Below are 24416 nucleotides of genomic sequence, written 5' to 3'. Positions count from 1 at the left end.
TACTTATATTACGAAATAAAGAGTATACTGTAATTATTTTTGTTCTTTATAATATATTAAAGGTAGAATAACAACCTAAAATTTTTATTGAAATGTTTTGTTTTTTTATAACTTTGAGTGTTTTTTGTAAATTATCATCTTGAATATGTGCTTGAATTTCTAAATATATAATTTCTTTAATATAATTTTTGTAATTGATACTGGATTGTAATTGTATAATTGGAATCTTTTGCATATATAGTAACGTTATGATTTGAAATAGGTAACTTTCTTTTGTTTTGAGAAGTATTGTTACTTTTTTTGGTGTTATATCAGATATCAAAATATTATTTTTTGTTAAAATAAAAAATCTAGTATTATTATTTTTGGTATTAGATATATTTTTTAAAATGACATCTAAGTTATAAAATTTAGCGCTATTTTTATTTCCAATAGCAGCAATATTATTATTATTTTTATTAGAAATAATCTTCATTGCTTGCGCAGTACTTTCTGTGTAGTGAATTTTACAATGTGGAAATCTTTTAATAAAGATACAACATTGTTGGAATACTTGTTCGTGACTGTAAATATGATTAATTGTTTCTAATTTCGTGCCTGGTTTTACTAATAAACAATTTTCAATTGGTAAATAACATTCACCAACAATGGTTAATTGTTTTTTACATATTAATTGATATACTTCATCAATAAAACCGGAAGTACTATTTTCTATTGGTACAATTGCATAATTAGCTTGATTATTTTTTATAGAAATAAATATATTTTTAAAATTATTATATTCTTTTATAATATAATTTTCATAATATTGTGTTATAAATTTTTTACTTGCGATATATGAGTATGAACCATAAGGTCCTAGACAAGAAAAAATTGTTTGTTTAAGTGGATTTTTTTGATTGTATTTTTTTTTTATTTGTTGTTGTATCATAACTGAATCGTTAATGATAATCTGAAATATTTTTTGAATATATTCTTCAGGTAATTGATATAAATTACTAATGTATGCTAGTTTTTGTAGTAGTTCTTTTTCTCTATTCTTATCTTTGATTGGAAAATTATTGGAAATTTTTTTTTTTGCGATTTTTACTGCTATTTTTCTTCTTTGTGCAATTAGTTTCAACATTAATTCATCAATTTCATTAATTTTATTACGTAAATTTGACAATATTTTTTTTAATTCCATGATCACAATACCGTATTTTTTAAAGTAAGTATATTATATTATTACAAATTGAATTAAAATTTATTTTTAGATATATAAAAATATTTATACATTATAGTTGTATTTTGTTTTTTAAATTATTATCGTGAATTATAACATACCTTAATTTTGTTAAAAGTGTTGATTATAATTTAATTTGTAAAATTTTTCCAATGAATTTAGGATATATATATGAAAAGTTTTGTCGCAACTATAAATAATGCACAAAAAAATTGGTACTATGTAGATGCCACAAATAAAATATTAGGTCGATTTTCATCAAAACTTGCTCATTATTTAAAAGGTAAACATAAAGTTCAATATACACCTCATGTGGATACTGGAGATTTTATTATTGTTATTAATGCGAAAAATATTATTGTGACTGGTAATAAACAGTTAAATAAAATTTATTATCGACATACTGGATATATCGGAGGTATTAAAAAAATATCTTTTCAAAATTTATTATTACAAAATCCATCTCAAATTATTAAACTTGCTGTGCAGGGAATGTTACCAAAAGGACCGTTAGGTCGTGCTATGTTAAAAAAATTGAAAGTTTATGCCGATGAGTTACATAAACATAATGCACAAAATCCAACATTCTTAAATTTTTAACTTTGGAATATATGTTATGAATCATTATCAAAATTATGCTACTGGACGTCGAAAAAGTTCTTCCGCACGAATATTTTGTAAATTTGGAATTGGTAATATTATTATTAACAAACAAGATTTTTTAAAATATTTTCCTGTTGAAACTGCTCGTATGATTATTTTACAACCGTTAAAAATAACAAATATGCTAAATAAATTTAATTTTTATATTACTGTAAAAGGCGGAGGGATGTCTGGACAGGCTGGAGCTATTCGACAAGGGATTGCGCGTTCTTTAATTGAATATGATGAAACTTTTAGATTACTTTTGAGAAAATCCGGTTTCTTAACACGAGATTCTCGTCAAGTTGAAAGAAAAAAAGTGGGATTGCGAAAAGCAAGAAAAAAACCACAATTTTCTAAACGATAATATGTCTATTTTTGTATAATATACATATTTTTAAATCCGGAATGGATTAATATCCGGATTTTATTTTATGATATGCATATCTTACATACATGTTATAATTTAAAATTTATTTTTTTTTGAAATATTTTTATAATATTTTTTTAGATATTTGAATAAAAAATTACATAATTTATTTGTTCCTATAGTTTTTATTGCTGAAATAAAAAAAACTTTTCTTGTAGTGGAGATATCATCTTTTATAGAAATAATTTTTTTTATTATATATGTTTGACTGTAATTATCTATTTTATTAAATACTAGCCAGATAGGTTTATTGTATAGACTTCTACTATATTTTTTTAGTTCTGTTTCAACAATATGGATATTATTTTTAATTATATTGGTATTTTCGGTAATATCAATTAAATGTAATAAAATATGACATCTTTTGATATGTTGTAGAAATTTTATACCTAATCCAATACCTTTTGATGCACCTTGAATTAGTCCTGGAATATCAGCTATAACAAATTTCTCTTTATTATTAAATTTTACAGTACCTAAAGTAGGAATTAGTGTAGTAAATGGATATGATCCAATTTTTGGTTTGGCTTTGGAAACGGATTGTACTAATGTTGATTTTCCTGCATTTGGTAAACCAATAATGCCAACATCTGCTATTAAGATTAATTCTAATTTAATGTGTAATGTTTCACCTTTACCTCCGTATGTTTTCTGATATGGAGTACGATTAATGGATGATTTAAAACTTGTATTACCAATACCTTTATGTCCACCTTTGGCAATTAATATTTTTGAATGAGTGTATTTTAAATCAGCAATAATTTCATTTGTAATACTATTAATAATTCTAGTACCAATAGGTACATATATAGTTTTATCTGATCCTTTTTTTCCAGATTTATTCTTAGATTGTCCAGGATGTCCGTTTTCAGCAATGATGTGTTTATTAAATCGATAATCAACTAATGTATTTAAATTACAATCTGTTTTTATCCAAATATCACCTCCTTTCCCGCCATTACCGCCATCTGGACCACCCTTTGGTTCAAATTTTGCTCTTAGAAAATGTATACATCCGTTCCCTCCATTACCAGCAGTAACTTGTATCTCAATTTGATCAATAAATTTCATTTAATATATCTCTTAAATAATAATTTTCAAATTTTGTAATATAATTATCATTTAGTCATTACCCTTTATTATTTTTAATAAAGGAGTAATATACATTTAAAAAGTTTTATTTTATTATTTTATTCAGTTGTGATACTTATATATTTTTTATTTTTTAAACCTTTTTTTTCGAATTTTACTCGTCCGTTTTGAATTGCAAATATTGTATGATCTTTGCCTAATTTTGTATTATGTCCCGGATGAAATTTTGTGCCTCTTTGTTTAATAATAATTGATCCAGAAAGTACATATTCTCCTCCAAATTTCTTAATACCAAGTCGCTTAGCGTGTGAATCACGTCCATTTCTAGTGGAACCGCCAGCTTTTTTCTGTGCCATTTTTTTTTCCTGTATAGTATAACTTATTATGTAGTAATAATATCAATAATTTTTATTTCTGTGAAATATTGACGATGTCCTTGTTGTTTTTTATAGTGTTTTCTTCTTTTAAATTTAATAATTTGAACCTTTTTTTTTCTGCCATGCCGTATAATTTGGCTAACTATACTGCTATTCATGACATGAGGTTTTCCTATTTGTATATTGTTTTTATCAACTATCATTAAAATATTATCTATATGTAATTTAACACCTGTTTCGCTGTTAACTTTTTCTAATTTTATAATTTGTCCTTTTTGTGCTTGATATTGTTTTCCTCCATGCGCAAATATTACGTACATAAATACTCCTGTTAATAATGAATTTTTTGTAATTCAAGGAATTAAAATTATTTTCCATAAGTATGAAATCTATATAAAATATTAAAAAATATAATTTTAGTTTTATTTAATATATATAAATGTTTTAATATTCTTCAATATGATTGATAATATATTTAGTTTATATCATATTATTAAAATATCATATTATATAATTACGTTGTATATTAAGATTATGAATAATCATTAACATATATATTTTCTTTTTCCCATTCTGTTGGAGTAAATGTATCGATTGTTACGGCGTGAATTTTTTTATTGATAATGTATGTTGTTAATGGTTGATAAATTAATTTTTGTCTTGAAATTTGTTTTAATCCATTAAAAATATTTCCAATTGCAATAATATGTATATGGTTTTGATCGCCTTTCAGATATATTTTGTCTAGTTGTACGTGTTTTTTAATATGTAGTTTAATATTATTATTATTCATATTTTTATTTGCATTATTTAGTAATTGTTATATTGATAGATCTTTATCTTATCATAAGATTTGATTTAAAATTGTTTATATATTTTATGAATACATCATGCATGTATAATAATATTAAATAATTTTGTATATTTTGTATATTAATACAGTCATTAAAATAACAATATATTAAATTTAATAATATGTTTTACAATAAGGGAATCATACTTTATGAATAAAGTTCCAATGACAGTTAAGGGTTATGAGAAATTACATTTAGAATTAAAACATTTAAAAAATGTTATTAGACCAAAAATTATTTATGCAATTTCTGAATCAAGAAAACATGGTGATCTTAAAGAGAATGCAGAGTATCATGCAGCTAGAGAAGAACAAGCATTTTGTGAAAAACGTATTAAAGATATTGAGTCAAAATTGTATCATGCTCAAGTTATTGATATTAAAAATATTACTTTTAATGGTAAAGTAGTGTTTGGATCTACTGTAAATATATTAAATATACATTCAAATAAAGAATTTATTTTTTGTATTGTAGGTGACGATGAATCAAATTTTAAAGATGGTTTAATTTCAATTAATTCACCTATCGCAAGAAGTTTAATTGGTAAAAAAGTATTAGATATTGTGGAAGTTGATACGCCTTCTGGAATAATTGTATATAAAATATTAAATATACAATATATTTAAAAAGATTTTTTTAAAATACATTACATTTTTTATTATAAGTGTTAAATGTAATATTTTTCATACGAATACCGTATTGCAATGTTATAATTAAAAATATTGAATTTATTGTAAATATAATAAATAAATCATTTTATCAAATAATTTACATGAAAAAAAAACATTCTTATAGTTCAATACGATGGTTAAAACGTAATTTTAAAGATCATTTTGTAAAATCCGCACGTCTGAATAATTTACGTTCCCGGGCATGGTTTAAATTACATGATATACATCTAAAATATTGTTTATTTTATCGTGGTATGAATGTTATTGACTTAGGATCTGCTCCCGGAAGTTGGTCAAAATATGCTATTAATATAATTGGTAGAAATGGACATATTATATCTTGTGACATTAATACTATGTCTCCAATTCCTGGAGTATATTTTCTTCAGGGTAATATTTTAAAAGAAGAAATATTTTCTAAAATATTAAATCGTATTAAAAATAAAAAAATTCATTTAGTAATGTCGGATATGTCACCAAATATCACTGGTATACCGTCTATAGATATTCCTAAATCTTTGACTTTAGCTAAACTAGCAATGAAAATAGCTATGTTAACATTATATCAAAAAGGTACATTGTTAGTTAAAGTTTTTCAGGGATTAGGTTTTTTAGATTTTTTAAATAAATTAGGATTTTTTTTTAATACAATAAAAATTTGTAAACCGAATGCTTCACGTAATCATTCTCGTGAAGTCTTTATTTTAGCACGGGATTTTAAAAAATAATTATCATCGTACTGAGGTCAATGTCTTGCGTAATATAGTTAAAAATTCATTATTTTGGTTAGTAATATTTATTTGTTGTATTTTTGCTTTAATTGGTTTTAATATTAAGAGCAAAAAAATACATAATACTGATTATACTACTTTTTTATCTATAATTAATAAAAATGAAGTTAAGAAAGTACGAATTAATGGAAATTATATTAATTTTATTAAAAAGAATAATAGCAAATATACAACTTATATTCCTATGCATGATGCAAAATTATTAAATAAGTTATTATCAAAAAATATTATTGTATCCGGAATTCCGCCCCAACAGAAAAGTATTTTATTTTCAATATTTATATCTTGGTTTCCTACATTATTATTGATTGGTGTTTGGTTTTATTTTATGAGACAAGTTAAGAATAATGTTGGTAAAGGAATCAATTCTTTTGGAAAAAGCAAAACACGTATATTTTCTGATAAAAAAATTAAAATTACTTTTTCAGATGTTGCAGGATGTGATGAAGCTAAGGAAGAAGTAAGTGAATTAGTTGAATATTTAAAAGAACCTAAAAAATTTCAAAAATTAGGTGGTAAGATTCCAAAAGGTATATTAATGATTGGACCTCCTGGTACCGGGAAGACATTATTAGCAAAAGCTATTGCAGGAGAAGCAAAAGTATCATTTTTAACATTATCTGGTTCAGATTTTGTTGAGATGTTTGTTGGAGTGGGTGCATCTCGTGTACGTGATGTCTTTAAACATGCGCGTAAAATTGCTCCTTGTATAATTTTTATTGACGAGATTGATGCGGTAGGACGACAACGTGGTAGTGCATTTGGCGGGGGTAATGATGAACGCGAACAAACATTGAATCAGATGTTAGTTGAAATGGATGGTTTTGAAGGTAATGAAGGTATTATTTTAATTGCTGCAACTAATAGACCAGATGTTTTAGATTCAGCATTATTGAGGCCGGGTCGCTTCGATCGGCATGTTATAGTATCATTACCTGATATTAGGGGTAGGGAAAAGATTTTACAAGTACATATGAAAAATGTTCCGTTATCTTCTGATGTTGATACTATGATTATTGCGCGTGGTACTCCTGGTTTTTCTGGAGCTGATTTATCAAATTTAGTTAATGAATCCGCATTGTGTGCTGCTCGTTCTAATCAAACAGTTGTTTCAATGTCAGATTTCGAACAAGCAAAAGATAAGATCTTAATTGGTTGTGAAAGACGTTCTATGATTATGACAGAATCACAAAAAGAATTTACAGCATATCATGAATCAGGTCATGTGATTATCGGAAGATTAGTACCTGAACATGATCCAGCACATAAAGTTACTATTGTACCCAGAGGTCGTGCTTTAGGAGTAACATTTTTTTTACCTGAATCTGATATTATCAGTTTAAGTAGAGAAAAAATAGAAAGTCAAATATCAACATTATATGGTGGTCGTTTAGCTGAAGAAATCATTTATGGTGCACAAAAGGTTTCTACTGGATCAGTTAATGATATTAAAATTGCAACAAATTTAGCTAGAAATATGGTAACAAAATGGGGCTTTTCAGAAAAATTAGGTCCATTATTCTATACAACTGAAGATGATAATAACATTTTTAATAACACGTTTTCTAATACAAAACATATATCTGATATTACAGCGAGTATTATTGATCAGGAAATTAAAATCTTAATTGAAAAAAACTATCATCGAGCAAAAAAATTATTAAAAGAGAATTTAGACATTTTACATGCTATGAAAGATGCATTAATGAAATATGAAACAATAGATGCTATGCAAATTGATGATTTAATGAATCGAAAAACTGTCAGAAAACCGATCAATTGGGATCATTGTACTGATAAAAATGTTTAATTTTTATATATTTTTGAATAAAATACAAATTTTTTGATTTAGCATATTAACCATATATATAAATATTGATATAATATCGTATTATTTATTATTAATATGTTGAATAAGTGAATACCTACTATTATTTGAAATTATAGTAATAGTAGGTAAATATTTTACATATTATTGTAATATTATGATTTTTATCATTTTTTAAATTTTTAGGATAAATAGGCTATATGTATAAATTAATTTTTTGTATATTTATTATTGTTTGTTTTATTTTAATAACTCTAATTATGTTAAATCCTGCAAATTATAATGATTTATATAATTTTAGTAAGTATAATACTAGGTTTAGTATATTGAATTTTATTTATCGCGATTCTTGGTTAAATACAGCAACTAAAATCTTTATCGTGTTATTTTTCATACTGAGTATTATTATTTGTATTTTTGATGTTTAATCATATGTAGTAATTTTGAATATAGTAATTGTATAAATGACTTATTTTAAATAATTACAAATTATATTTTGCCGAGATGGTGAAACTGGTAGACACGCTATCTTGAGGGGATAGTGCTTTTATAGCATGTGGGTTCAAATCCCACTCTCGGTATAATAAAATATTTTTATATAATCTTTTTTAACATATTGATATTATTTTGTTTGCTACAAATATGGAATATAATATTTTATCAAGATATTAAATATCTTGGGGGTTGATGTAATGAATATCGAAATTTTATCTGTAGTTGAGTTAGTATCTCGTGAAAAATCTTTACCTCGTGAAAAAATATTTGAAGCGTTAGAACTTGCTTTAACAATAGCAACAAAAAAACAATATACTTATGATATTGATGTTAGAGTCAATATTGATCGATCAAGTGGAATTTTAAATACGTATCGTAGATGGACTGTTGTAAATCATGTTATTAATCCTGAAAGAGAAATTTCTTTAATAAAAGCACGTGTTGATAATCCAGCAGTACAAATTGGTGAATTTGTAGAAAATATAATTACATCAATCAATTTTGATCGAATTTCTACTCAAGAAGCAAAAAAAATTATTATTAAAAAAGTAAGAGAAGCAGAATTATTAATGATGTCGAATAAATTCCATGAATATAAGGGTAAAATCATTCAGAGCACAGTAAAAAAAATTAATCGTGATTTTATGATTTTAGATTTGGGGAATTCTATTGAGGGTATTATTTTAAGACGGGATATGTTACCTAAAGAAAAATTTAGTATTGGAGATCGTATACGTGGAGTATTATATGAAATACGGTCAACAGCGAATGGCATACAGTTATTTATTAGTCGTTCACGAGGTGAAATGTTAGTTGAATTATTTCGTATTGAAGTGCCAGAGATTAATCAAAAAATTATCACAATTCAAGCTGTTGCTCGAGATCCTGGATTACGTGCTAAAGTTGCTGTTAAAGCAAATAATACAACAATAGATCCAGTTGGTGCATGTGTTGGTATGCGTGGTGCACGAGTACAATCTGTATCAGGAGAAATGAGTGGAGAAAGAATTGATGTTATTTTATGGAGTAATGATCCCGCGCAGTTTGTAATAAATGCTATGTCTCCAATACATGTAGATTCTGTAATTGTTCATGAAAACATACATGCTATGGATCTTGTAGTAGATTCTAAAAATTTAGCACAGGCGATTGGTAGAAATGGTCAAAACGTGAGATTAGCAGCACAATTAAGTGGATGGGAATTAAACATTATGGCCGCAAATGATGTAAATAGTAAAAATAATATTAAAATAAATAAGATTCGTAATATATTTAATCAATGTTTAAATGTAAATAGTAGAATTGTTAATATATTAATATATGCGGGGTTTTCTTCTTTGCCGGAATTAATATGTACTCCGTATAATAAATTAATCAAGATTCAAGGTATCAATGCTAATGTGGTAAACATTTTACAAGAACAGTCAGATAGTTATTTAACAAATTTATTAGTAATCAATAATTGTCATTCTTTTTTATAGTATACTCAATTTATATAATATTGTGATTTTTATACTAATAGAGTTTATTAAATTATTATAATTACATTATATAATAACATACTTTTGTTAATCATGATATCTTATGTTATATTATTGTGATACAAATTTGATGTACATTATAAGGAATAATATGAATAATATGACGTTACAAGCTTTATCATATGAAATGAATATCACGATTTCTGAATTAATAAAAAATTTTTCTAATATTGGTATTATAAAAAATAAAAATGATTACGTAACTGTACAAGAAAAAAAATTATTGTTACATTATTTATCTTCAAAAAATGAGTTATCATTACGTATTTTACGTAAAAAAAATAATAGACAGAATGTTTTACATGATATACAAAATATTAAAGAATACAATACCTTACATACTAGAGAACGGATGGTAAATATTACTCCTGATACTGTTCACCAAGTAGATCATGAAATATACTCTGAATCATTAAATAAATCTCATAATAAAAAACCGGCATTATTTCATGAAAATAATTCTATTAATAACAATATCCATTTAAAAGTAAATCTTAGTAATAAAAATAATAATTTTACTAACGCATCTAATACGACTGTTGCAAAAAACAATATTAGTGTAAAACATACTACACATTACAAAAAAAATACTATCAATACTGTAAAAAAAAATAAAATTACCTCATCAAATAGAATTATGAATAAAAAGTTATCTTCTGGAAATCATTTAAAAAAAATTGTTAATTTGAATGAATTAGATGCTGTACATAATATTGTTGAAGAAAATATTAATATTGATAATAAAAAAGAAAAAATAAATAATAAAAATCATATTTCTAGCTATAATAATGATAAAAATATTTTAAAAAATCAACAATATCGTTTATTACGTCAAGGTTTTGTCAAACCAAACAAACATATATTAAAAAAAATTGTCATTAATAACACCATTTCTATACTTGAATTAGCAAATAAATTGTCTATTAAAACTGTACAATTAATTGAAAAAATTTTGAGTATGGGTAATGTAGTTACAGAAAACCAGATTATTGATCAGGAAACAGCGCAATTAATAATCGAAGAAATGGGTCATGAAGCAGTTTTAAAACAAAAAAATAATTCAGAAACATTAATGTTACAAGAAAGTATCAATTTAAATCATAAATTCTTAAAGAAAAATAGGCCTCCTGTAGTTACAATAATGGGTCATGTAGATCATGGTAAAACATCTTTATTAGATTATATTCGTTCTACAAAGGTTGCACTTCATGAATCTGGTGGAATTACTCAGCATATTGGTGCTTATTGTGTAAAAACACAAGGTGGGCTCATTACTTTCTTAGATACACCCGGACATGCTGCATTTACAGCAATGCGTGCTCGCGGAGCGCAAGTAACTGATATTGTAGTTTTAGTTGTTGCAGCTGATGACGGTGTAAAACCTCAAACTATAGAAGCGATTCAACATGCAAAATCAGCTGGTGTTCCAATATTAGTAGCAATAAATAAAATTGATAAACTAGAAGCAGATCCTGAAAGCATTAAAAAAGAACTATTAAAGTTTGATATTATGGCGGAAGAATGGGGTGGTGAAGTAATTTTTATTAATATTTCTGCTGTTACTGGACAAGGAGTAGATGAATTATTACAAGCGATATTATTACAAGCTGAAATCTTAGAACTTTCTGCTAGAGTAGATGGTATGGCTAATGGTGTCATACTTGAAGCTCGTCTTGATAAATATCGTGGTCCAATAGCAACTATATTAATTCGTGAGGGGAAATTACAACAAGGTCATAGTATACTATGTGGTATATATTATGGAAAAGTTCGTTCCATGAAAGATCCTTTTGGTTGTTCAGTACAAGATGCCGGTCCATCAATTCCTGTAGAAGTTTTAGGATTATCTGGTATACCTTCTAGTGGAGATATTGTATATGTCGTGCAACATGAAAAACAAGCTCGTGAAATCGTATTATATCGAAAAAATCAGTTACAAAAACAAAAAATAGCTAATATTCCACCGATAGATGTACACCATATGTTTAACAATTTAAATAAAAATAAAAATTCTATATTAAATTTAATTTTAAAATCTGATGTTAAAGGATCATTAGAAGCAATCACACATGTTATACAAAATTTATCTAATCAATATGTTTGTATTAAGATTATTAGTGCTAATGTTGGTAATATTACTGAAACTGATGTTGCATTTGCAGTAGCAACACAGGCGATGATTATTGGTTTTAATGTTACTCCAAATGTATTAGCTAAACGTGCAATAAAAATAAATAATATCGATGCTCGTTATTATTCTGTAATATATCATTTAATTGATGATGTTAAATTAATTGTTTCAGGTATGATAGCTCCACAATATAAAACAGTAATTATTGGATCAGCTGAAATTAGAGACATTTTTAAACCTACAAAATCTATCTTTATTGCAGGTTGTATGGTAATTAGTGGTATAATTAAACGTATTCATCCTATTCATATATTAAGAAATAAAACCATAATATATAAAGGCGAATTAGAATCCTTAAGACGTTTTAAGGAGGATGTTAAATCAGTTGGTATTGGTAAAGAATGTGGAATTGGAATAAAAGATTATAATGATATTTGTATTGGAGATATAATAGAATCATTTAAGACAATTGAAATTAAACATTCAAATTCACAAAATATATCATAGATGTATTAATATATGAAATTATTACATAATAAGTATCAAAAACATTCTTATCGTTCTATGCGTATAGCAGAAGAATTAAAAAAAGCAATATCAAATATTTTACAAAATCAATTTAGGGATCCAAGAATAAATGCATTTATTACAGTATCGATGGTAAAAATGTCGCGTGATTTATCATGTGCAAAGATTTTTATTAGTTATATGGAAAATTCTATTTTATTAAAAAAAAAAATCGTTCATAAGAATATAAACGATGATATATTGCATATTTTACAAAAAGCATCCGGTTATATCCGACGTGTGTTATGTCAAATAATGCAGTTACGTAAAATACCAGTTATTATTTTTTATAACGATAATTCTTTAATACAAGGTATGAAAATTGTACAATTACTAAAAAAAATATAAATTTATTTTAATAATATATTTTTGATAATTTAAGTTAATTATATAATGTGTAAAAATGATATTCATGGTATATTTTTGTTGGATAAACCAACAGGTATATCATCAAATAAAATACTTCAAAAAGTAAAGAAAATTTTTTGTGCTAAAAAAGCAGGTTATATTGGTACCCTAGATCCACTTGCAACAGGATTATTACCTATTTGTTTTGGGGAAAGTACAAAATTTTCAGAACAATTAACTCATTCTAAAAAGTGTTATTATACTATAGCAAAATTTGGTGAAGCTACTTCAACTTATGACACTGAAGGTATAGTATTAAATAGTAGAAAGGTAAAATTTTCCACTCGTCAGTTATATGAAGCATTACGTAAATTACAAAAACAGACTGTTCAAATTGCACCAATATATTCTGCAATAAAATATCAAGGTCGTCCATTATACCGATATGCAAGAAAAAATATTGTTACTCCAAAAATTACGCGTAATATTAAAATTTACAAATTACATTGTGTAACATATAATTATCAATTTATTACATTAAAAATTACTTGTTCTCATGGAACTTATATTCGAAGATTGGTACATGATTTAGGAAAATTATTAACATGTGGAGCTCATGTTATTTCTTTGAGAAGATTACAAGTTAGTGATTATAAAATTACTAATGCCATTACTTTGAAGAAATTGCATACTATTATAAAAAAATACCCTCTTTATATATACCGTAGTATATTATTGAAATTGTTAATACCAACACAAACTACATTTTTACAACTCCCAGAGGTGATTTGTTCTGATTATCATGCTATACATGATATTAAAAATAGAATATTTTTCTTAAATAACAATACTCCACAAATATTTAGAATTACCATACAAAATGATAATAGTATATTTATTATAGGTAAAATTGATAGAATTGGAAAATTAATTTTATGTAAAGTATTGAAAATGTAATAAAAATATATTTTAAAAATTCATTGTACAGTTTAGGAGATAAGTATTTATGAAAAAAAATAAAAAAAATATTATACTACAGTATAGTATAGATGAAAAAAATACAGGAAGTTCAGAAGTTCAAATTGCTTTATTAAGTTATCATATTAATTACTTAAAACAACATTTTGATATACATAAAAAAGATTTTTCTAGCAAACTCGGTTTGTTAAAAATGGTTTCTAAAAGACGTAAATTATTAGATTATTTAAAAAATATCAGTATGATTCGATATAATAACATTATTGAAAAATTAGAATTACGACATTAAAAAACATATATTATATACACAAAGTATATAATATTGCATAAAAATATTTTTTATATCATAAAAAGGGTAAAATGCTCTTTTTATGTTATGTTAAACGTATTTCAATATAAATAAGGATTTGATTTTGCTAAATGCAATTATTAAAAAATTTCAGTATGGTAAACATACTGTTACTTTAGAAACAGGTATGATAGCTAGACAAGCAACTTCATCAGTCATGGTTACTATGGATGATACTACTATTTTAGTGACTGTTGTTGGTAAAAATAAAACTGATATTAATCAAAAATTCTTTCCTTTAAATGTAACATACCAAGAACGTACATATGCTGCTGGTCGTATACCAGGTGGTTTTTTTAGGCGAGAAGGTAGACCAAGTGAAAATGAAATCTTAATTTCAAGATTAATTGATCGTCCAATTCGTCCTTTATTTCCTATAGATTTTTTAAATGAAATACAAGTGACTGCTACAGTAATATCGTTAAATCCAAAAATTAATCCTGATATTGTAGCTATTATTGGTGTTTCTACAGCATTAATGTTATCTGGAATGCCTTTTTTAGGCCCGATTGGTGCCGCAAGAGTTGGATATATTAATAATGAATATGTTTTAAATCCAACTACAGATGATATGAAAAATACTAGGTTAGATTTAGTAGTATCTGGAACAAAAAATGCAATTTTAATGGTAGAAGCTGAATCAAATTTATTAAATGAAAAGCAGATTTTAAATGCTATTTTATTTGGCCATCAACAACAACAACAATTAATTGAAAATATTTGTTTATTTGTACAAGATGTTAATATTAAGCCTTGGGATTATATTCCTAAAAATATTGAAAAACATGAATTATTCGATTATATTGTTAAATTTTGTAAATCAGATCTTATTGCAGTTTATAATATTTTTAATAAACAACAAAGAAATGAAAACTTAGATATTATTCATAATTCAGTAATTCAAAAATTAATTTCTAATAATATTGTTTTTATAGAGTCTGAAATAGAAAATATCTTATATAATATTGAAAGAAAAATTGTTCGAGATAAAATATTATATGAAGAAAATCGTATTGATGGTAGAAGATTTAATTCAATTCGAGAATTAAATATTCGCACAGGTATTTTGCCTCGTGTACATGGTTCTGCTTTATTTACAAGGGGAGAAACACAATCATTAGTTTCTATTACTTTAGGAACTACAAGGGATGCACAAAATTTAGATGAATTATTAGGAGATAGAATAGATAACTTTTTATTTCATTACAATTTTCCGCCTTATTCTGTAGGAGAAATTGGCATTGTAGGATCTCCAAAAAGAAGAGAAATTGGTCATGGTAAATTAGCTAAACGTAGTATGTTAGCTGTTATGCCTACAGCAGATAAATTTCCATATACTATTCGAATAGTATCTGAGATTACTGAATCTAATGGTTCTTCATCAATGGCTTCAGTATGTGGAGCATCATTAGCATTAATGGATGCTGGTATTCCGATAAAATCAGCTGTTGCAGGAATAGCTATGGGTTTAGTAAAAGAGAATGATAAATACATAATATTATCTGATATTTTAGGTGACGAAGATCACTTAGGAGATATGGATTTTAAAGTTGCTGGTACAGAAACCGGAATTACGGCTTTACAAATGGATATGAAAACTACTGGTATTACAAACGATATTTTAGAAGATGCTTTATATGAAGCAAAAAAAGGACGATTACATATTTTACAGGAAATGCAAAAAGCGATTAGTACACCAAGAAGTAATATTTCTGAATTTGCTCCACGTATTCATACTATGAAAATTAATCCAGAAAAAATTAAAGACGTTATTGGGAAAGGTGGGTCTATTATTCGTATGTTAACAGAAGAAACTGGTACAGTTATTGAAATTCAAGATAACGGTATAATTAAAATTTCTTCTCCTGTTTCAGGAAAAGCAAAACATGCGATTAAAAGGATTCGAGAAATTACTTCTGAAATCAAACCCGGAAAAATATATCATGGAACAGTTGTACGTATTACAGAGTTTGGCGCTTTCGTGTCTATTGGTTTTGGTAAAGAAGGATTAGTTCATATTTCACAAATAGCGAATCAGCGAGTTGAAAAAGTAACAGATTATTTAAGCGTTGAACAAAAGGTTTCTGTGAAGGTGTTAGAAGTAGATCGACAAGGTAGGTTGAGATTAAGTATAAAAGCTGCTAATAAAGCTTAAGAATGTGTTAAATGTTAATTATTCAAAATAAAGTTTTTTATAAATTTTATTTTGGATTAATGTTTTTTTAAATTATATAAAAAATATATTTATATTCAATCATATAAATATATTATTAAAACTATACAAGGTATGTATATTAAATGATTCAAAATAATAACTCATTTTTAAATTTTGGTTTAAATACTGCACTTATTAAAGCTTTAAATAAGATGCAGTATATTAAACCATCACCAATTCAAAAATTATGTATTCCTTATCTTTTAGTTGGGAAAGATGTTTTAGGAATGGCACAAACCGGAAGTGGAAAAACTGCTGCATTTGCTCTTCCATTATTAAATAATATCACCTCTCACTTAAAATGCCCTCAAATTTTGGTATTAGCACCAACTAGAGAATTAGCTGTGCAAGTTTCGAGGTCGTTTGCAGAATTTGCTCAATATATGATGCATATTAAAGTATTAGCATTATACGGAGGGCAAAGATATGATATACAATTAAAGATATTAAAAACAGGCCCACAGGTTATTGTTGGAACACCAGGGAGGTTACTTGATCATTTAAATCGAGGTACTTTAAATTTATCAAATTTACGATCATTAGTATTAGATGAAGCAGATGAAATGCTCCGAATGGGATTTATAGAAGATGTTGAAAATATTATGTTAAAAATTCCTAAAAAACATCAAACAGCATTATTTTCTGCAACTATGCCTCGAGCTATTAAAATTATTGCACAAAAATTTATGGTGTTTCCAAAAGAAATTAAAATTCAATCTAATCTTACAACACAACCAAATATTAAACAAAGTTATTGGATTGTTTGTGGCAGAAAGACAGATGGTTTGATACGCTTTTTAGAATCAGAAGACTTTTCTGCTACAATTATTTTTGTACGTACTAAAAGTGCTACTTTAGAAATTTCGGAAGCTTTAGAACGTCATGGATACAATAGTGCAGCATTAAATGGTGATATGAATCAAAATTTACGAGAGCAAACATTAGAACGACTAAAAGATGGTAGATTAGAGATTTTAATTGCCACTGATGTGGCAGCGAGAGGGTTAGATGTAGATAGAATTAGTTTAGTTATCAATTATGATATTCCTATGGATGCTGAGTCTTATATTCATAGAATTGGTCGTACAGGTCGTGCTGGTCGTACAGGCCGTGCTTTGTTATTTGTTGAGTATCGTGAACGAAGATTATTAAAAAATATTGAACGTATTATTAAACAACCTATATTGCAAGTCGAGTTACCTAATGTACAATTATTAAGTCAATGTAGGATAAATAAATTTTATGAAAAATTATTATTAGAATTAGAAAGTAAGGATCTAGACCAATACCGTTTATTATTAAAAAAAATAAATGAGAAAAAGAATTTTTCCATGGAGGTATTGGCTGCTGCTTTATTAAAAATGGCACAAGGTGGACGTCCATTAATTATTTCAGAAAATTATACTAATAATCGTAAAATTTATTTAAATCAAAATAATAAAAAGAAAAATCTGATAAAAATAAAAAATCATCATGTAAGATCAAATATGTATTTATATAAAATTGATGTAGGGTATAATGACGGGGTTGAGGTTAGACATGTTGTTGGTGCTATTGCGAATGAGGGTAGAATAAATAGTTATAATATTGGACATGTTAAGATTTATTCTAGATATTCTACTGTAGAGTTATCTAAAAATTTATCCAAAGATATTTTTAAGAATTTAGCGTATACTAGGATTCTTAATAAACCAATTAACATTACATTATATCATAATAAATAGTTGTATTACAGTTTATAAATCATGATTATTGATCTTATTACGGTATTATTAGTATATTGATTGTGTAATATTATCTTTTAAAGATAATATTTTGATTTTTATATATTTTATGCCACAATGTGGCATATTTTGTAGTTAATTTTGTATTGCTATTGCTTCAATTTCAATTTTTGCGTTTTTAGGTAATTTACTGACTTCAACGCATGTTCTTGCAGGTAATCTTGCATGATGTTTTTGAAAGAAATCATTATAAATGATATTGATTTGGTTCATTTCATTTAATTGAGTAACAAAAATAGTGATTTTTATAATATCGTGTATGGTTAAACCAGATTTTTGTATAATCTGTTTAATATTCTGTAAAATTATTTTAGTTTGTTCAATAATATTATCTGATATTATTTCATTATTTTCATTCAGTGCAATTTGTCCAGAAGTTACTACGATATTATTTCTTTTAATACCCTGACTATATGGTCCAATCGGTTTAGGTGCTAATTTTGTGCTAATAATATTGTGCATAAATATCTCCATCATGAATTTATTAAGATATATATATTATAAATTATTTAGTTGAGTAGATATATAATCTATATTTTTATTTAATGTAAGTATCATTAAAGATTTAATAGTATGTAATTTATTTTCAGATTGATTAAAAATAATGTCTTTATTTGACTGAAAAACTTCATTCGTAATTTCAATACCATCCTGTAAATTATACAATTCAGAAATTTTTTTACTAATGACAGTATTTTGATCATGCAAAGCTGGTAAACAATGTAATACTTTTACATTGTAATTTTTTGTATATGATAATAATTGTTGATTAATTTGATATTTTTTTAATAAATGAATTTTTTTATCCCATTCTTTTTTTGAATCACCCATTGAGAGCCAGACATCAGTATAAATAAAATCAGCATCTTTGACACCTGATTGAATATTTTCGGTACATAAAAAATTTTTTTTATTGTCTTTATATATTTTATCTATGATATTGGATTTTGGCCAATATTCTTTCGGAGATACTAAACGTAATTTAAAACCGATTATTAATGATAATTCTAATAATGTATTAGCAATATTATTTGAAGCATCACCTACATATACTAATGTTATTTCAGACACTAATTTATTAACTGTATATTCTTTAATTGTTAATAAATCTGCTAATAATTGTGTAGGATGATATTTTTTCGTTAATGCATTCCAGATAGGTATCTTAGCATAATGCGATAATATTTTAATATTATTATGTTGGAGTCCACGATAACCAATACCATCATATAATCGATTTAAAACCTGTATTGTATCGGCGAGTGATTCCTTATATCCTAGATGTATATTTCCTGATCCAAGATAACTAATTTGTGCACCTTGTTCAAAAGCAGCAACTTCAAATGAACATCTTGTTCGGGTTGATTCTTGTTCAAAAACTAACGCAATTTTTTTATTTTTTAGATATTTTATTTCTTGTTTGTTGTTTCTATTTTTTTTTATAACTTGAGCTAAATTAATTATTTGATTAATTTCATATTTTGTACAATCTTGCATTTTTAAAAAATGTTTTTTATATAAACTATTCATCTGTATTAACAATATGTATCAATTAATAATTTAAATATTATATCTTGATATTATGATAATAATAATATTTTTATTAAATATAATATTTTAAAAATAAAATAATATTTATAATTTATGAAATATTACACTGTATATTTTTTATCTAACATTATGTTTTATAATGATATAAAATATTTTTTTAAAAAAATATAATTATTTTTATATTATTTGATATAAATATGTTAGTTTGTGAAAAATTTTGTATATATTTTGATTTTTTATAAAAATTTTTCAATATTTAATATGATAAAATGACACGACAATAAAATATTTATATATATTATATTGTATTATTTTATATAGTAATCTTGGATTTCATAATATGAATACATAAAATATTTTTATATGATATGTATTTTTTTAATTTATTTTATTATTTTAAATATAATGAAAATATGATTCAATATATATTATATAGTTGGCAATAACCATATAGTAAGTATATTGATTATATTTTTAAAAATCATATTTTTAAAAAACGTTCATGCAATTTATATGATGTTATTTATGATTTAAATATATATTCATGGTATTACACATAAAATATAATATTTACCATATTTCGTATATAAAATATATATATGTTATATATATTTATGATATTTGACTTATACAATACATACAATATTATTATATTCATAATATTTACTGTATTTATTGATGAGATTTTTAAATATGAAACAAAAATATAATCCAAAAGATATTGAAGAAGTATTATATGCATCTTGGGAAAAAAATGGTTATTTTAATTCAAATAAAGGTATTAAATCAAAGAATTTTTGTATATTGATGCCTCCTCCTAATATTACAGGAAATTTACATATGGGGCATGCGTTTCAACAAACTATTATGGATATTTTAATACGATATTATCGTATGCAAGGATATAATACTTTGTGGCAAATGGGAGTGGATCATGCAGGTATTGCAACGCAAATACTAGTATCTAAACACATTCAGTTAAAATATAATCAGGATTTAAAAAAATTTGGTCGAAGAAATTTTATTAATCAATGCTTGAAATGGAAAAAACAGAATAATTCTAATATAAATCATCAAATAAAACGATTAGGTAGTTCCGTTGATTGGAGTAGAACTCGATTTACGTTAGATGATATTTCTAAGAAAGGTGTAAAAAAAGTTTTTATTCAATTATACGATCATGGTTTAATTTATCGTAAAAAAAAATTATCTCATTGGGATATAAAATTACAAACAGTTTTATCTGATTTAGAGATTGAATATCGTTCCGTGGTAGGTAATATGTGGAATATTAAATATTTTTTAGTTGATAATTTAGGTAAAATTAATCAAAATAAATATTTAATAATTTCTACAACTCGTCCTGAAACATTGTTAGGTGATACTGCAGTTGCAGTACATCCGGAAGATACTAGGTATATTGATTTTATTGGATCGTTTGTCGTTGTACCTATTGTTAACAGAATTATTCCTGTAATTAGTGATACTTTTGTGGATGTTAAAAAAGGTACAGGTTGTGTGAAAATTACGCCTGCACATGACTTTAATGATTATGATATTGCGATACGACACAATTTGTTACTGATTAATATTTTTACAACTGAAGGAAAAGTTTGTCATACTTTTAATATCTACGATGTAAATGGTAATTTTGTTAAAATTGACAATATTGAGATTCCGAATTGTTTGAATGGATTAACACGTTTACAAGCAAGAAAAACAATACTTAATATATTAAAGAGTTTAAAGTTATTACATAGTGTAATAGAAACCAATATTGTTAGTTTATATGGTGATAGAAGTGGTTCTGAAATTGAATGCATTTTAACTGATCAATGGTATTTACGAACTAAAAAATTATCACAACAAGCTATACAAGTAGTACATGAGAAGCGAATTTCTTTTTTTCCAAAACAATATCAAAATTTATATTTATCTTGGATGTATAATATTCAGGATTGGTGTATTTCTCGACAATTATGGTGGGGTCATCGTATACCAGCGTGGTATGATTCGTTAGGTAATACATATGTTGGAAATAATGAAGAGCATGTCCGTATAAAATATTTAATACCAGATGATGTGCAACTTATTCGTGAGTTAGACGTATTAGATACTTGGTTTTCATCCAGTTTATGGAGCTTTTTATCTTTGGATTGGCCAAAAAAAGAAAATTTATTGAAAAATTTTCATCCTACAAATGTTCTTGTAAGTGGTTTTGATATTATATTTTTTTGGGTTGCTAGAATGATTATGATGACTTTATATTGTATAAAAGATAATTCTGGTAGTCCTCAAATTCCTTTTAAAAATGTTTATATTACAGGTTTAATTAAAGATGAATTTGGTCAAAAAATGTCAAAATCTAAAGGTAATGTATTAGATCCTATAGATATAATTGACGGAATTTGTTTAAATAATTTATTAAAGAAACGTACTCTGAATAGTGTAAAAGATAGTAATCTAGAAAAAATACTTTATAATACACGTACAAAATGCGCAGAAGGGATAAAAGCTTTTGGTGCTGATGCATTGCGTGTTACATTTTCTTCTTTTTCATCAATAACACGTAATATTCATTGGGATATGAACCGATTACAGGGATATAGAAATTTTTGTAATAAAATTTGGAACGCTGGTAGATTTATTTTAATCAATATTAAATCAAACAATTTATTATATAAAATAAATAATAAATTTTTTTTATTTTGTGATATTTGGATATTGTCGGAATTAAATAATACAATAAAAGTGTATCGAAAAGCATTAGATAATTATAGATTTGATATTGCTACAAAAAAATTATATGATTTTTTTTGGCATAAATTTTGTGATTGGTATTTAGAAATTACAAAAATAATCTTTAATGTAGGTACAAATCAAGAAATTAATAGCGTTAAGTATACATTGGTATATGTATTTGAGATATTTTTAAGACTTGCACACCCCATTATTCCGTTTATTACAGAATATATTTGGAAAAAGATAAAAAATTTGTTATTTATCACGGCAGATACTATTATGTTACAAAATTTTCCTATTGCCAATCAGGAAATGATATGTAAAGATATTATGCATATGATGACAGATTTACAAAAAATAATTTTATTTTTAAGGAAAACTCGTATTACTTTTAAAATTGATAACAATATTTTATTATGTTTGTATATTATGGATATTGATTTTAAATTTAAGAATTTTATAATATTAAATTGTAATATTATTAAGAAATTCTCATTTTTAAACGATATTATTTTTGTTCATGCAAATTATAAAATTCCGAATGATGCTATTACAGAAATTATCGATGATCATAAAATATTTCTGGTATTGGATGTTATTTTTACTAAAAAGATTATTTTGTCCGATAAAATAGAAAAAATTAATCAATTAAATAAAAAAATTATTACTTTGAAAAAACTATTATCTAATAAAATTTTTTTAGATAAAGCGCCAAAAAAAATAATTCATGATAAACAAATAATTTTAAAACAATTACTTAAAAACCGTGATAATATATTGTAATAGTATTTTTATCTTATTATGATAGTGATACAGAGAATTATTTAGATTGTCATCCTTCTTATATGGAAACGCAGATGTTAGTATTACATAATATTCATCAAAAAAAAAAATTAAAATCTTCTATTTTCGAAAAGAATGAACGTCGTATTACGCTATCTTTTTACAAATATTTTAACGTACATAATCCAAATCAATTGAGAAATACAGTATATGAAAAATTTTTTCAATTAAATATTTTTGGTAGAATATATATTGCTTATGAAGGAATTAATGCACAAATTAACATTTTAAAAAAAAAATTATATCTTCTAAAAAATACTTTATATAAAATTAATCATAGTTTAAAAAACGTGCATCTTAATTATGCATTAAATCAAAAAACATCTTTTTGGATGTTAAAAGTTAAAGTACGTAAAAAAATTGTTGCTGATGGTTTACCAAATACGTTTATTTATAATAACAATACTGGCACATATCTTGAAATTCATGATGTAAATCGTATGTTAAAGCAATCAAATACAATTTTTGTTGATATGCGTAATGATTATGAATATCTTGTTGGACGATTTAAACATGCAATACACATACCTGGATCTACTTTTCGTGCTCAATTACAAATTATTGTGAATTTTTTAAAACAGTATCAAAATAAGCATATTGTTATGTATTGTACTGGTGGCATTCGTTGTGAAAAAGCTGCAGCGTGGTTAAAATATCATCATTTTAAATATGTATATCAGATACGAGGCGGTATTTTAAATTATGTTAATGAATCTCGTAAGAATAATTTTTTAATACAATTTCATGGTAAAAATTTTGTTTTTGATGATCGTATGACTGAAAAAATTTCTGAACATATTTTATCAAAATGTAAAAATTGCAATGATTATTGTGATACTTATTTGAATTGTCAAAAACATACGTGTCATCGTTTATTTATCCAATGTCGAATTTGTCAAATCAAGTACAATGGATATTGTTCAAAATTTTGTAAAAGTCATAGTATAAATCAGTTAAAATAA

General features: G+C 25.1%; 22 protein-coding genes and 1 tRNA gene. 16 read left to right on the top strand and 7 right to left on the bottom strand.

What is annotated here, in order from left to right:
- Positions 1-46: 46 nt before the first annotated feature.
- Positions 47-1186: a chorismate mutase gene (locus RJT54_RS01355; RefSeq protein ID WP_343128064.1), complete on the bottom strand. Its 1140-nt coding sequence runs from the start codon at positions 1184-1186 to the stop codon at positions 47-49.
- 210 nt (positions 1187-1396) lie between these two features.
- Here RJT54_RS01355 and rplM point away from each other — a divergent pair, with 210 nt between their 5' ends.
- The gene (gene rplM / locus RJT54_RS01350; protein ID WP_343128063.1) at positions 1397-1825 is read left to right on the top strand and encodes a 50S ribosomal protein L13; all 429 of its coding nucleotides are present in this window, start codon (positions 1397-1399) and stop codon (positions 1823-1825) included.
- Positions 1826-1841: 16 nt separating this feature from the next.
- On the top strand, positions 1842-2234 hold the full coding sequence (gene rpsI / locus RJT54_RS01345; protein WP_343128062.1) for a 30S ribosomal protein S9: 393 nt from the start codon (positions 1842-1844) through the stop codon (positions 2232-2234).
- A 99-nt stretch (positions 2235-2333) separates the two neighbouring features.
- Here the strand turns inward: rpsI and obgE are convergent, their stop codons facing one another.
- From obgE to RJT54_RS01325, 4 genes are all read right to left on the bottom strand, one after another.
- The gene (gene obgE / locus RJT54_RS01340; protein WP_343128061.1) at positions 2334-3368 is read right to left on the bottom strand and encodes a GTPase ObgE; all 1035 of its coding nucleotides are present in this window, start codon (positions 3366-3368) and stop codon (positions 2334-2336) included.
- 119 nt (positions 3369-3487) lie between these two features.
- Positions 3488-3745, bottom strand: coding sequence for a 50S ribosomal protein L27 (gene rpmA / locus RJT54_RS01335; RefSeq protein WP_343128060.1), 258 nt, complete (start codon positions 3743-3745; stop codon positions 3488-3490).
- A gap of 26 nt (positions 3746-3771) precedes the next feature.
- Entirely contained in the window at positions 3772-4086 is a 315-nt protein-coding gene (gene rplU, locus RJT54_RS01330; RefSeq protein WP_343128059.1) for a 50S ribosomal protein L21, read from the bottom strand.
- Between the two features lie 212 nt (positions 4087-4298).
- The gene (locus tag RJT54_RS01325) at positions 4299-4559 is read right to left on the bottom strand and encodes a BolA/IbaG family iron-sulfur metabolism protein (protein ID WP_343128058.1); all 261 of its coding nucleotides are present in this window, start codon (positions 4557-4559) and stop codon (positions 4299-4301) included.
- Positions 4560-4769: 210 nt separating this feature from the next.
- On the opposite strand from RJT54_RS01325, the gene greA reads away from it, so the two are divergent.
- From greA to RJT54_RS01270, 12 genes are all read left to right on the top strand, one after another.
- Positions 4770-5246 (top strand): transcription elongation factor GreA, encoded by a 477-nt coding sequence (gene greA, locus RJT54_RS01320; RefSeq protein ID WP_343128057.1) that lies wholly within the window; start codon positions 4770-4772, stop codon positions 5244-5246.
- A gap of 146 nt (positions 5247-5392) precedes the next feature.
- A complete protein-coding gene (locus tag RJT54_RS01315; RefSeq protein ID WP_343128056.1) occupies positions 5393-6019 on the top strand; it encodes an RlmE family RNA methyltransferase in 627 nt (208 codons plus the stop codon).
- A gap of 34 nt (positions 6020-6053) precedes the next feature.
- The gene (gene ftsH / locus RJT54_RS01310; protein WP_428994180.1) at positions 6054-7892 is read left to right on the top strand and encodes an ATP-dependent zinc metalloprotease FtsH; all 1839 of its coding nucleotides are present in this window, start codon (positions 6054-6056) and stop codon (positions 7890-7892) included.
- A 218-nt stretch (positions 7893-8110) separates the two neighbouring features.
- Positions 8111-8338 carry a preprotein translocase subunit SecG gene (gene secG / locus RJT54_RS02140; RefSeq protein WP_428994166.1) on the top strand — a complete coding sequence of 76 codons (228 nt, stop codon included), beginning with the start codon at positions 8111-8113 and terminating at the stop codon, positions 8336-8338.
- Between the two features lie 70 nt (positions 8339-8408).
- Positions 8409-8491 (top strand) — tRNA-Leu (locus RJT54_RS01305).
- Between the two features lie 111 nt (positions 8492-8602).
- On the top strand, positions 8603-9886 hold the full coding sequence (gene nusA, locus RJT54_RS01300) for a transcription termination factor NusA (RefSeq protein WP_343128054.1): 1284 nt from the start codon (positions 8603-8605) through the stop codon (positions 9884-9886).
- A 151-nt stretch (positions 9887-10037) separates the two neighbouring features.
- Positions 10038-12584, top strand: coding sequence for a translation initiation factor IF-2 (gene infB, locus RJT54_RS01295; RefSeq protein WP_343128053.1), 2547 nt, complete (start codon positions 10038-10040; stop codon positions 12582-12584).
- 12 nt (positions 12585-12596) lie between these two features.
- Positions 12597-12992, top strand: coding sequence for a 30S ribosome-binding factor RbfA (gene rbfA / locus RJT54_RS01290; protein WP_343128052.1), 396 nt, complete (start codon positions 12597-12599; stop codon positions 12990-12992).
- A gap of 45 nt (positions 12993-13037) precedes the next feature.
- Positions 13038-13949: a tRNA pseudouridine(55) synthase TruB gene (truB, locus tag RJT54_RS01285; protein ID WP_343128051.1), complete on the top strand. Its 912-nt coding sequence runs from the start codon at positions 13038-13040 to the stop codon at positions 13947-13949.
- 49 nt (positions 13950-13998) lie between these two features.
- Positions 13999-14259 carry a 30S ribosomal protein S15 gene (gene rpsO, locus RJT54_RS01280; protein WP_343128050.1) on the top strand — a complete coding sequence of 87 codons (261 nt, stop codon included), beginning with the start codon at positions 13999-14001 and terminating at the stop codon, positions 14257-14259.
- A 124-nt stretch (positions 14260-14383) separates the two neighbouring features.
- Positions 14384-16474 carry a polyribonucleotide nucleotidyltransferase gene (gene pnp / locus RJT54_RS01275; RefSeq protein WP_343128049.1) on the top strand — a complete coding sequence of 697 codons (2091 nt, stop codon included), beginning with the start codon at positions 14384-14386 and terminating at the stop codon, positions 16472-16474.
- Positions 16475-16617: 143 nt separating this feature from the next.
- Entirely contained in the window at positions 16618-18258 is a 1641-nt protein-coding gene (locus RJT54_RS01270) for a DEAD/DEAH box helicase (RefSeq protein ID WP_343128048.1), read from the top strand.
- Positions 18259-18393: 135 nt separating this feature from the next.
- Here RJT54_RS01270 and RJT54_RS01265 read toward each other — a convergent pair whose 3' ends face one another.
- Both RJT54_RS01265 and argF read right to left on the bottom strand, forming a co-directional pair.
- Entirely contained in the window at positions 18394-18780 is a 387-nt protein-coding gene (locus tag RJT54_RS01265; RefSeq protein WP_343128047.1) for a RidA family protein, read from the bottom strand.
- Between the two features lie 36 nt (positions 18781-18816).
- The gene (argF, locus tag RJT54_RS01260; protein ID WP_343128046.1) at positions 18817-19848 is read right to left on the bottom strand and encodes an ornithine carbamoyltransferase; all 1032 of its coding nucleotides are present in this window, start codon (positions 19846-19848) and stop codon (positions 18817-18819) included.
- 714 nt (positions 19849-20562) lie between these two features.
- Here argF and RJT54_RS01255 point away from each other — a divergent pair.
- On the top strand, positions 20563-23394 hold the full coding sequence (locus RJT54_RS01255) for a valine--tRNA ligase (RefSeq protein ID WP_343128045.1): 2832 nt from the start codon (positions 20563-20565) through the stop codon (positions 23392-23394).
- Between the two features lie 74 nt (positions 23395-23468).
- On the top strand, positions 23469-24416 hold the full coding sequence (locus RJT54_RS01250) for a rhodanese-related sulfurtransferase (protein WP_343128044.1): 948 nt from the start codon (positions 23469-23471) through the stop codon (positions 24414-24416).

It is taken from the genome of Buchnera aphidicola (Takecallis taiwana) (assembly GCF_039355125.1).
GTDB classification, from domain to species: domain Bacteria; phylum Pseudomonadota; class Gammaproteobacteria; order Enterobacterales; family Enterobacteriaceae; genus Buchnera_L; species Buchnera_L aphidicola_AG.
Note: the sequence above shows the minus strand (reverse complement) of the source record. Positions and strands in the feature narration are given on the sequence as shown.

What these genes read in the sequence shown, in the direction of transcription:
- RJT54_RS01355 (WP_343128064.1), bottom strand. Translation starts at nt 1,186, where the DNA reads ATGGAATTAAAAAAAATATTGTCAAATTTACGTAATAAAATTAATGAA.
- rplM (WP_343128063.1), top strand. Translation starts at nt 1,397, where the DNA reads ATGAAAAGTTTTGTCGCAACTATAAATAATGCACAAAAAAATTGGTAC.
- rpsI (WP_343128062.1), top strand. Translation starts at nt 1,842, where the DNA reads ATGAATCATTATCAAAATTATGCTACTGGACGTCGAAAAAGTTCTTCC.
- obgE (WP_343128061.1), bottom strand. Translation starts at nt 3,368, where the DNA reads ATGAAATTTATTGATCAAATTGAGATACAAGTTACTGCTGGTAATGGA.
- rpmA (WP_343128060.1), bottom strand. Translation starts at nt 3,745, where the DNA reads ATGGCACAGAAAAAAGCTGGCGGTTCCACTAGAAATGGACGTGATTCA.
- rplU (WP_343128059.1), bottom strand. Translation starts at nt 4,086, where the DNA reads ATGTACGTAATATTTGCGCATGGAGGAAAACAATATCAAGCACAAAAA.
- RJT54_RS01325 (WP_343128058.1), bottom strand. Translation starts at nt 4,559, where the DNA reads ATGAATAATAATAATATTAAACTACATATTAAAAAACACGTACAACTA.
- greA (WP_343128057.1), top strand. Translation starts at nt 4,770, where the DNA reads ATGAATAAAGTTCCAATGACAGTTAAGGGTTATGAGAAATTACATTTA.
- RJT54_RS01315 (WP_343128056.1), top strand. Translation starts at nt 5,393, where the DNA reads ATGAAAAAAAAACATTCTTATAGTTCAATACGATGGTTAAAACGTAAT.
- secG (WP_428994166.1), top strand. Translation starts at nt 8,111, where the DNA reads ATGTATAAATTAATTTTTTGTATATTTATTATTGTTTGTTTTATTTTA.
- nusA (WP_343128054.1), top strand. Translation starts at nt 8,603, where the DNA reads ATGAATATCGAAATTTTATCTGTAGTTGAGTTAGTATCTCGTGAAAAA.
- infB (WP_343128053.1), top strand. Translation starts at nt 10,038, where the DNA reads ATGAATAATATGACGTTACAAGCTTTATCATATGAAATGAATATCACG.
- rbfA (WP_343128052.1), top strand. Translation starts at nt 12,597, where the DNA reads ATGAAATTATTACATAATAAGTATCAAAAACATTCTTATCGTTCTATG.
- truB (WP_343128051.1), top strand. Translation starts at nt 13,038, where the DNA reads ATGTGTAAAAATGATATTCATGGTATATTTTTGTTGGATAAACCAACA.
- rpsO (WP_343128050.1), top strand. Translation starts at nt 13,999, where the DNA reads ATGAAAAAAAATAAAAAAAATATTATACTACAGTATAGTATAGATGAA.
- RJT54_RS01270 (WP_343128048.1), top strand. Translation starts at nt 16,618, where the DNA reads ATGATTCAAAATAATAACTCATTTTTAAATTTTGGTTTAAATACTGCA.
- RJT54_RS01265 (WP_343128047.1), bottom strand. Translation starts at nt 18,780, where the DNA reads ATGCACAATATTATTAGCACAAAATTAGCACCTAAACCGATTGGACCA.
- argF (WP_343128046.1), bottom strand. Translation starts at nt 19,848, where the DNA reads ATGAATAGTTTATATAAAAAACATTTTTTAAAAATGCAAGATTGTACA.
- RJT54_RS01255 (WP_343128045.1), top strand. Translation starts at nt 20,563, where the DNA reads ATGAAACAAAAATATAATCCAAAAGATATTGAAGAAGTATTATATGCA.
- RJT54_RS01250 (WP_343128044.1), top strand. Translation starts at nt 23,469, where the DNA reads ATGTTAGTATTACATAATATTCATCAAAAAAAAAAATTAAAATCTTCT.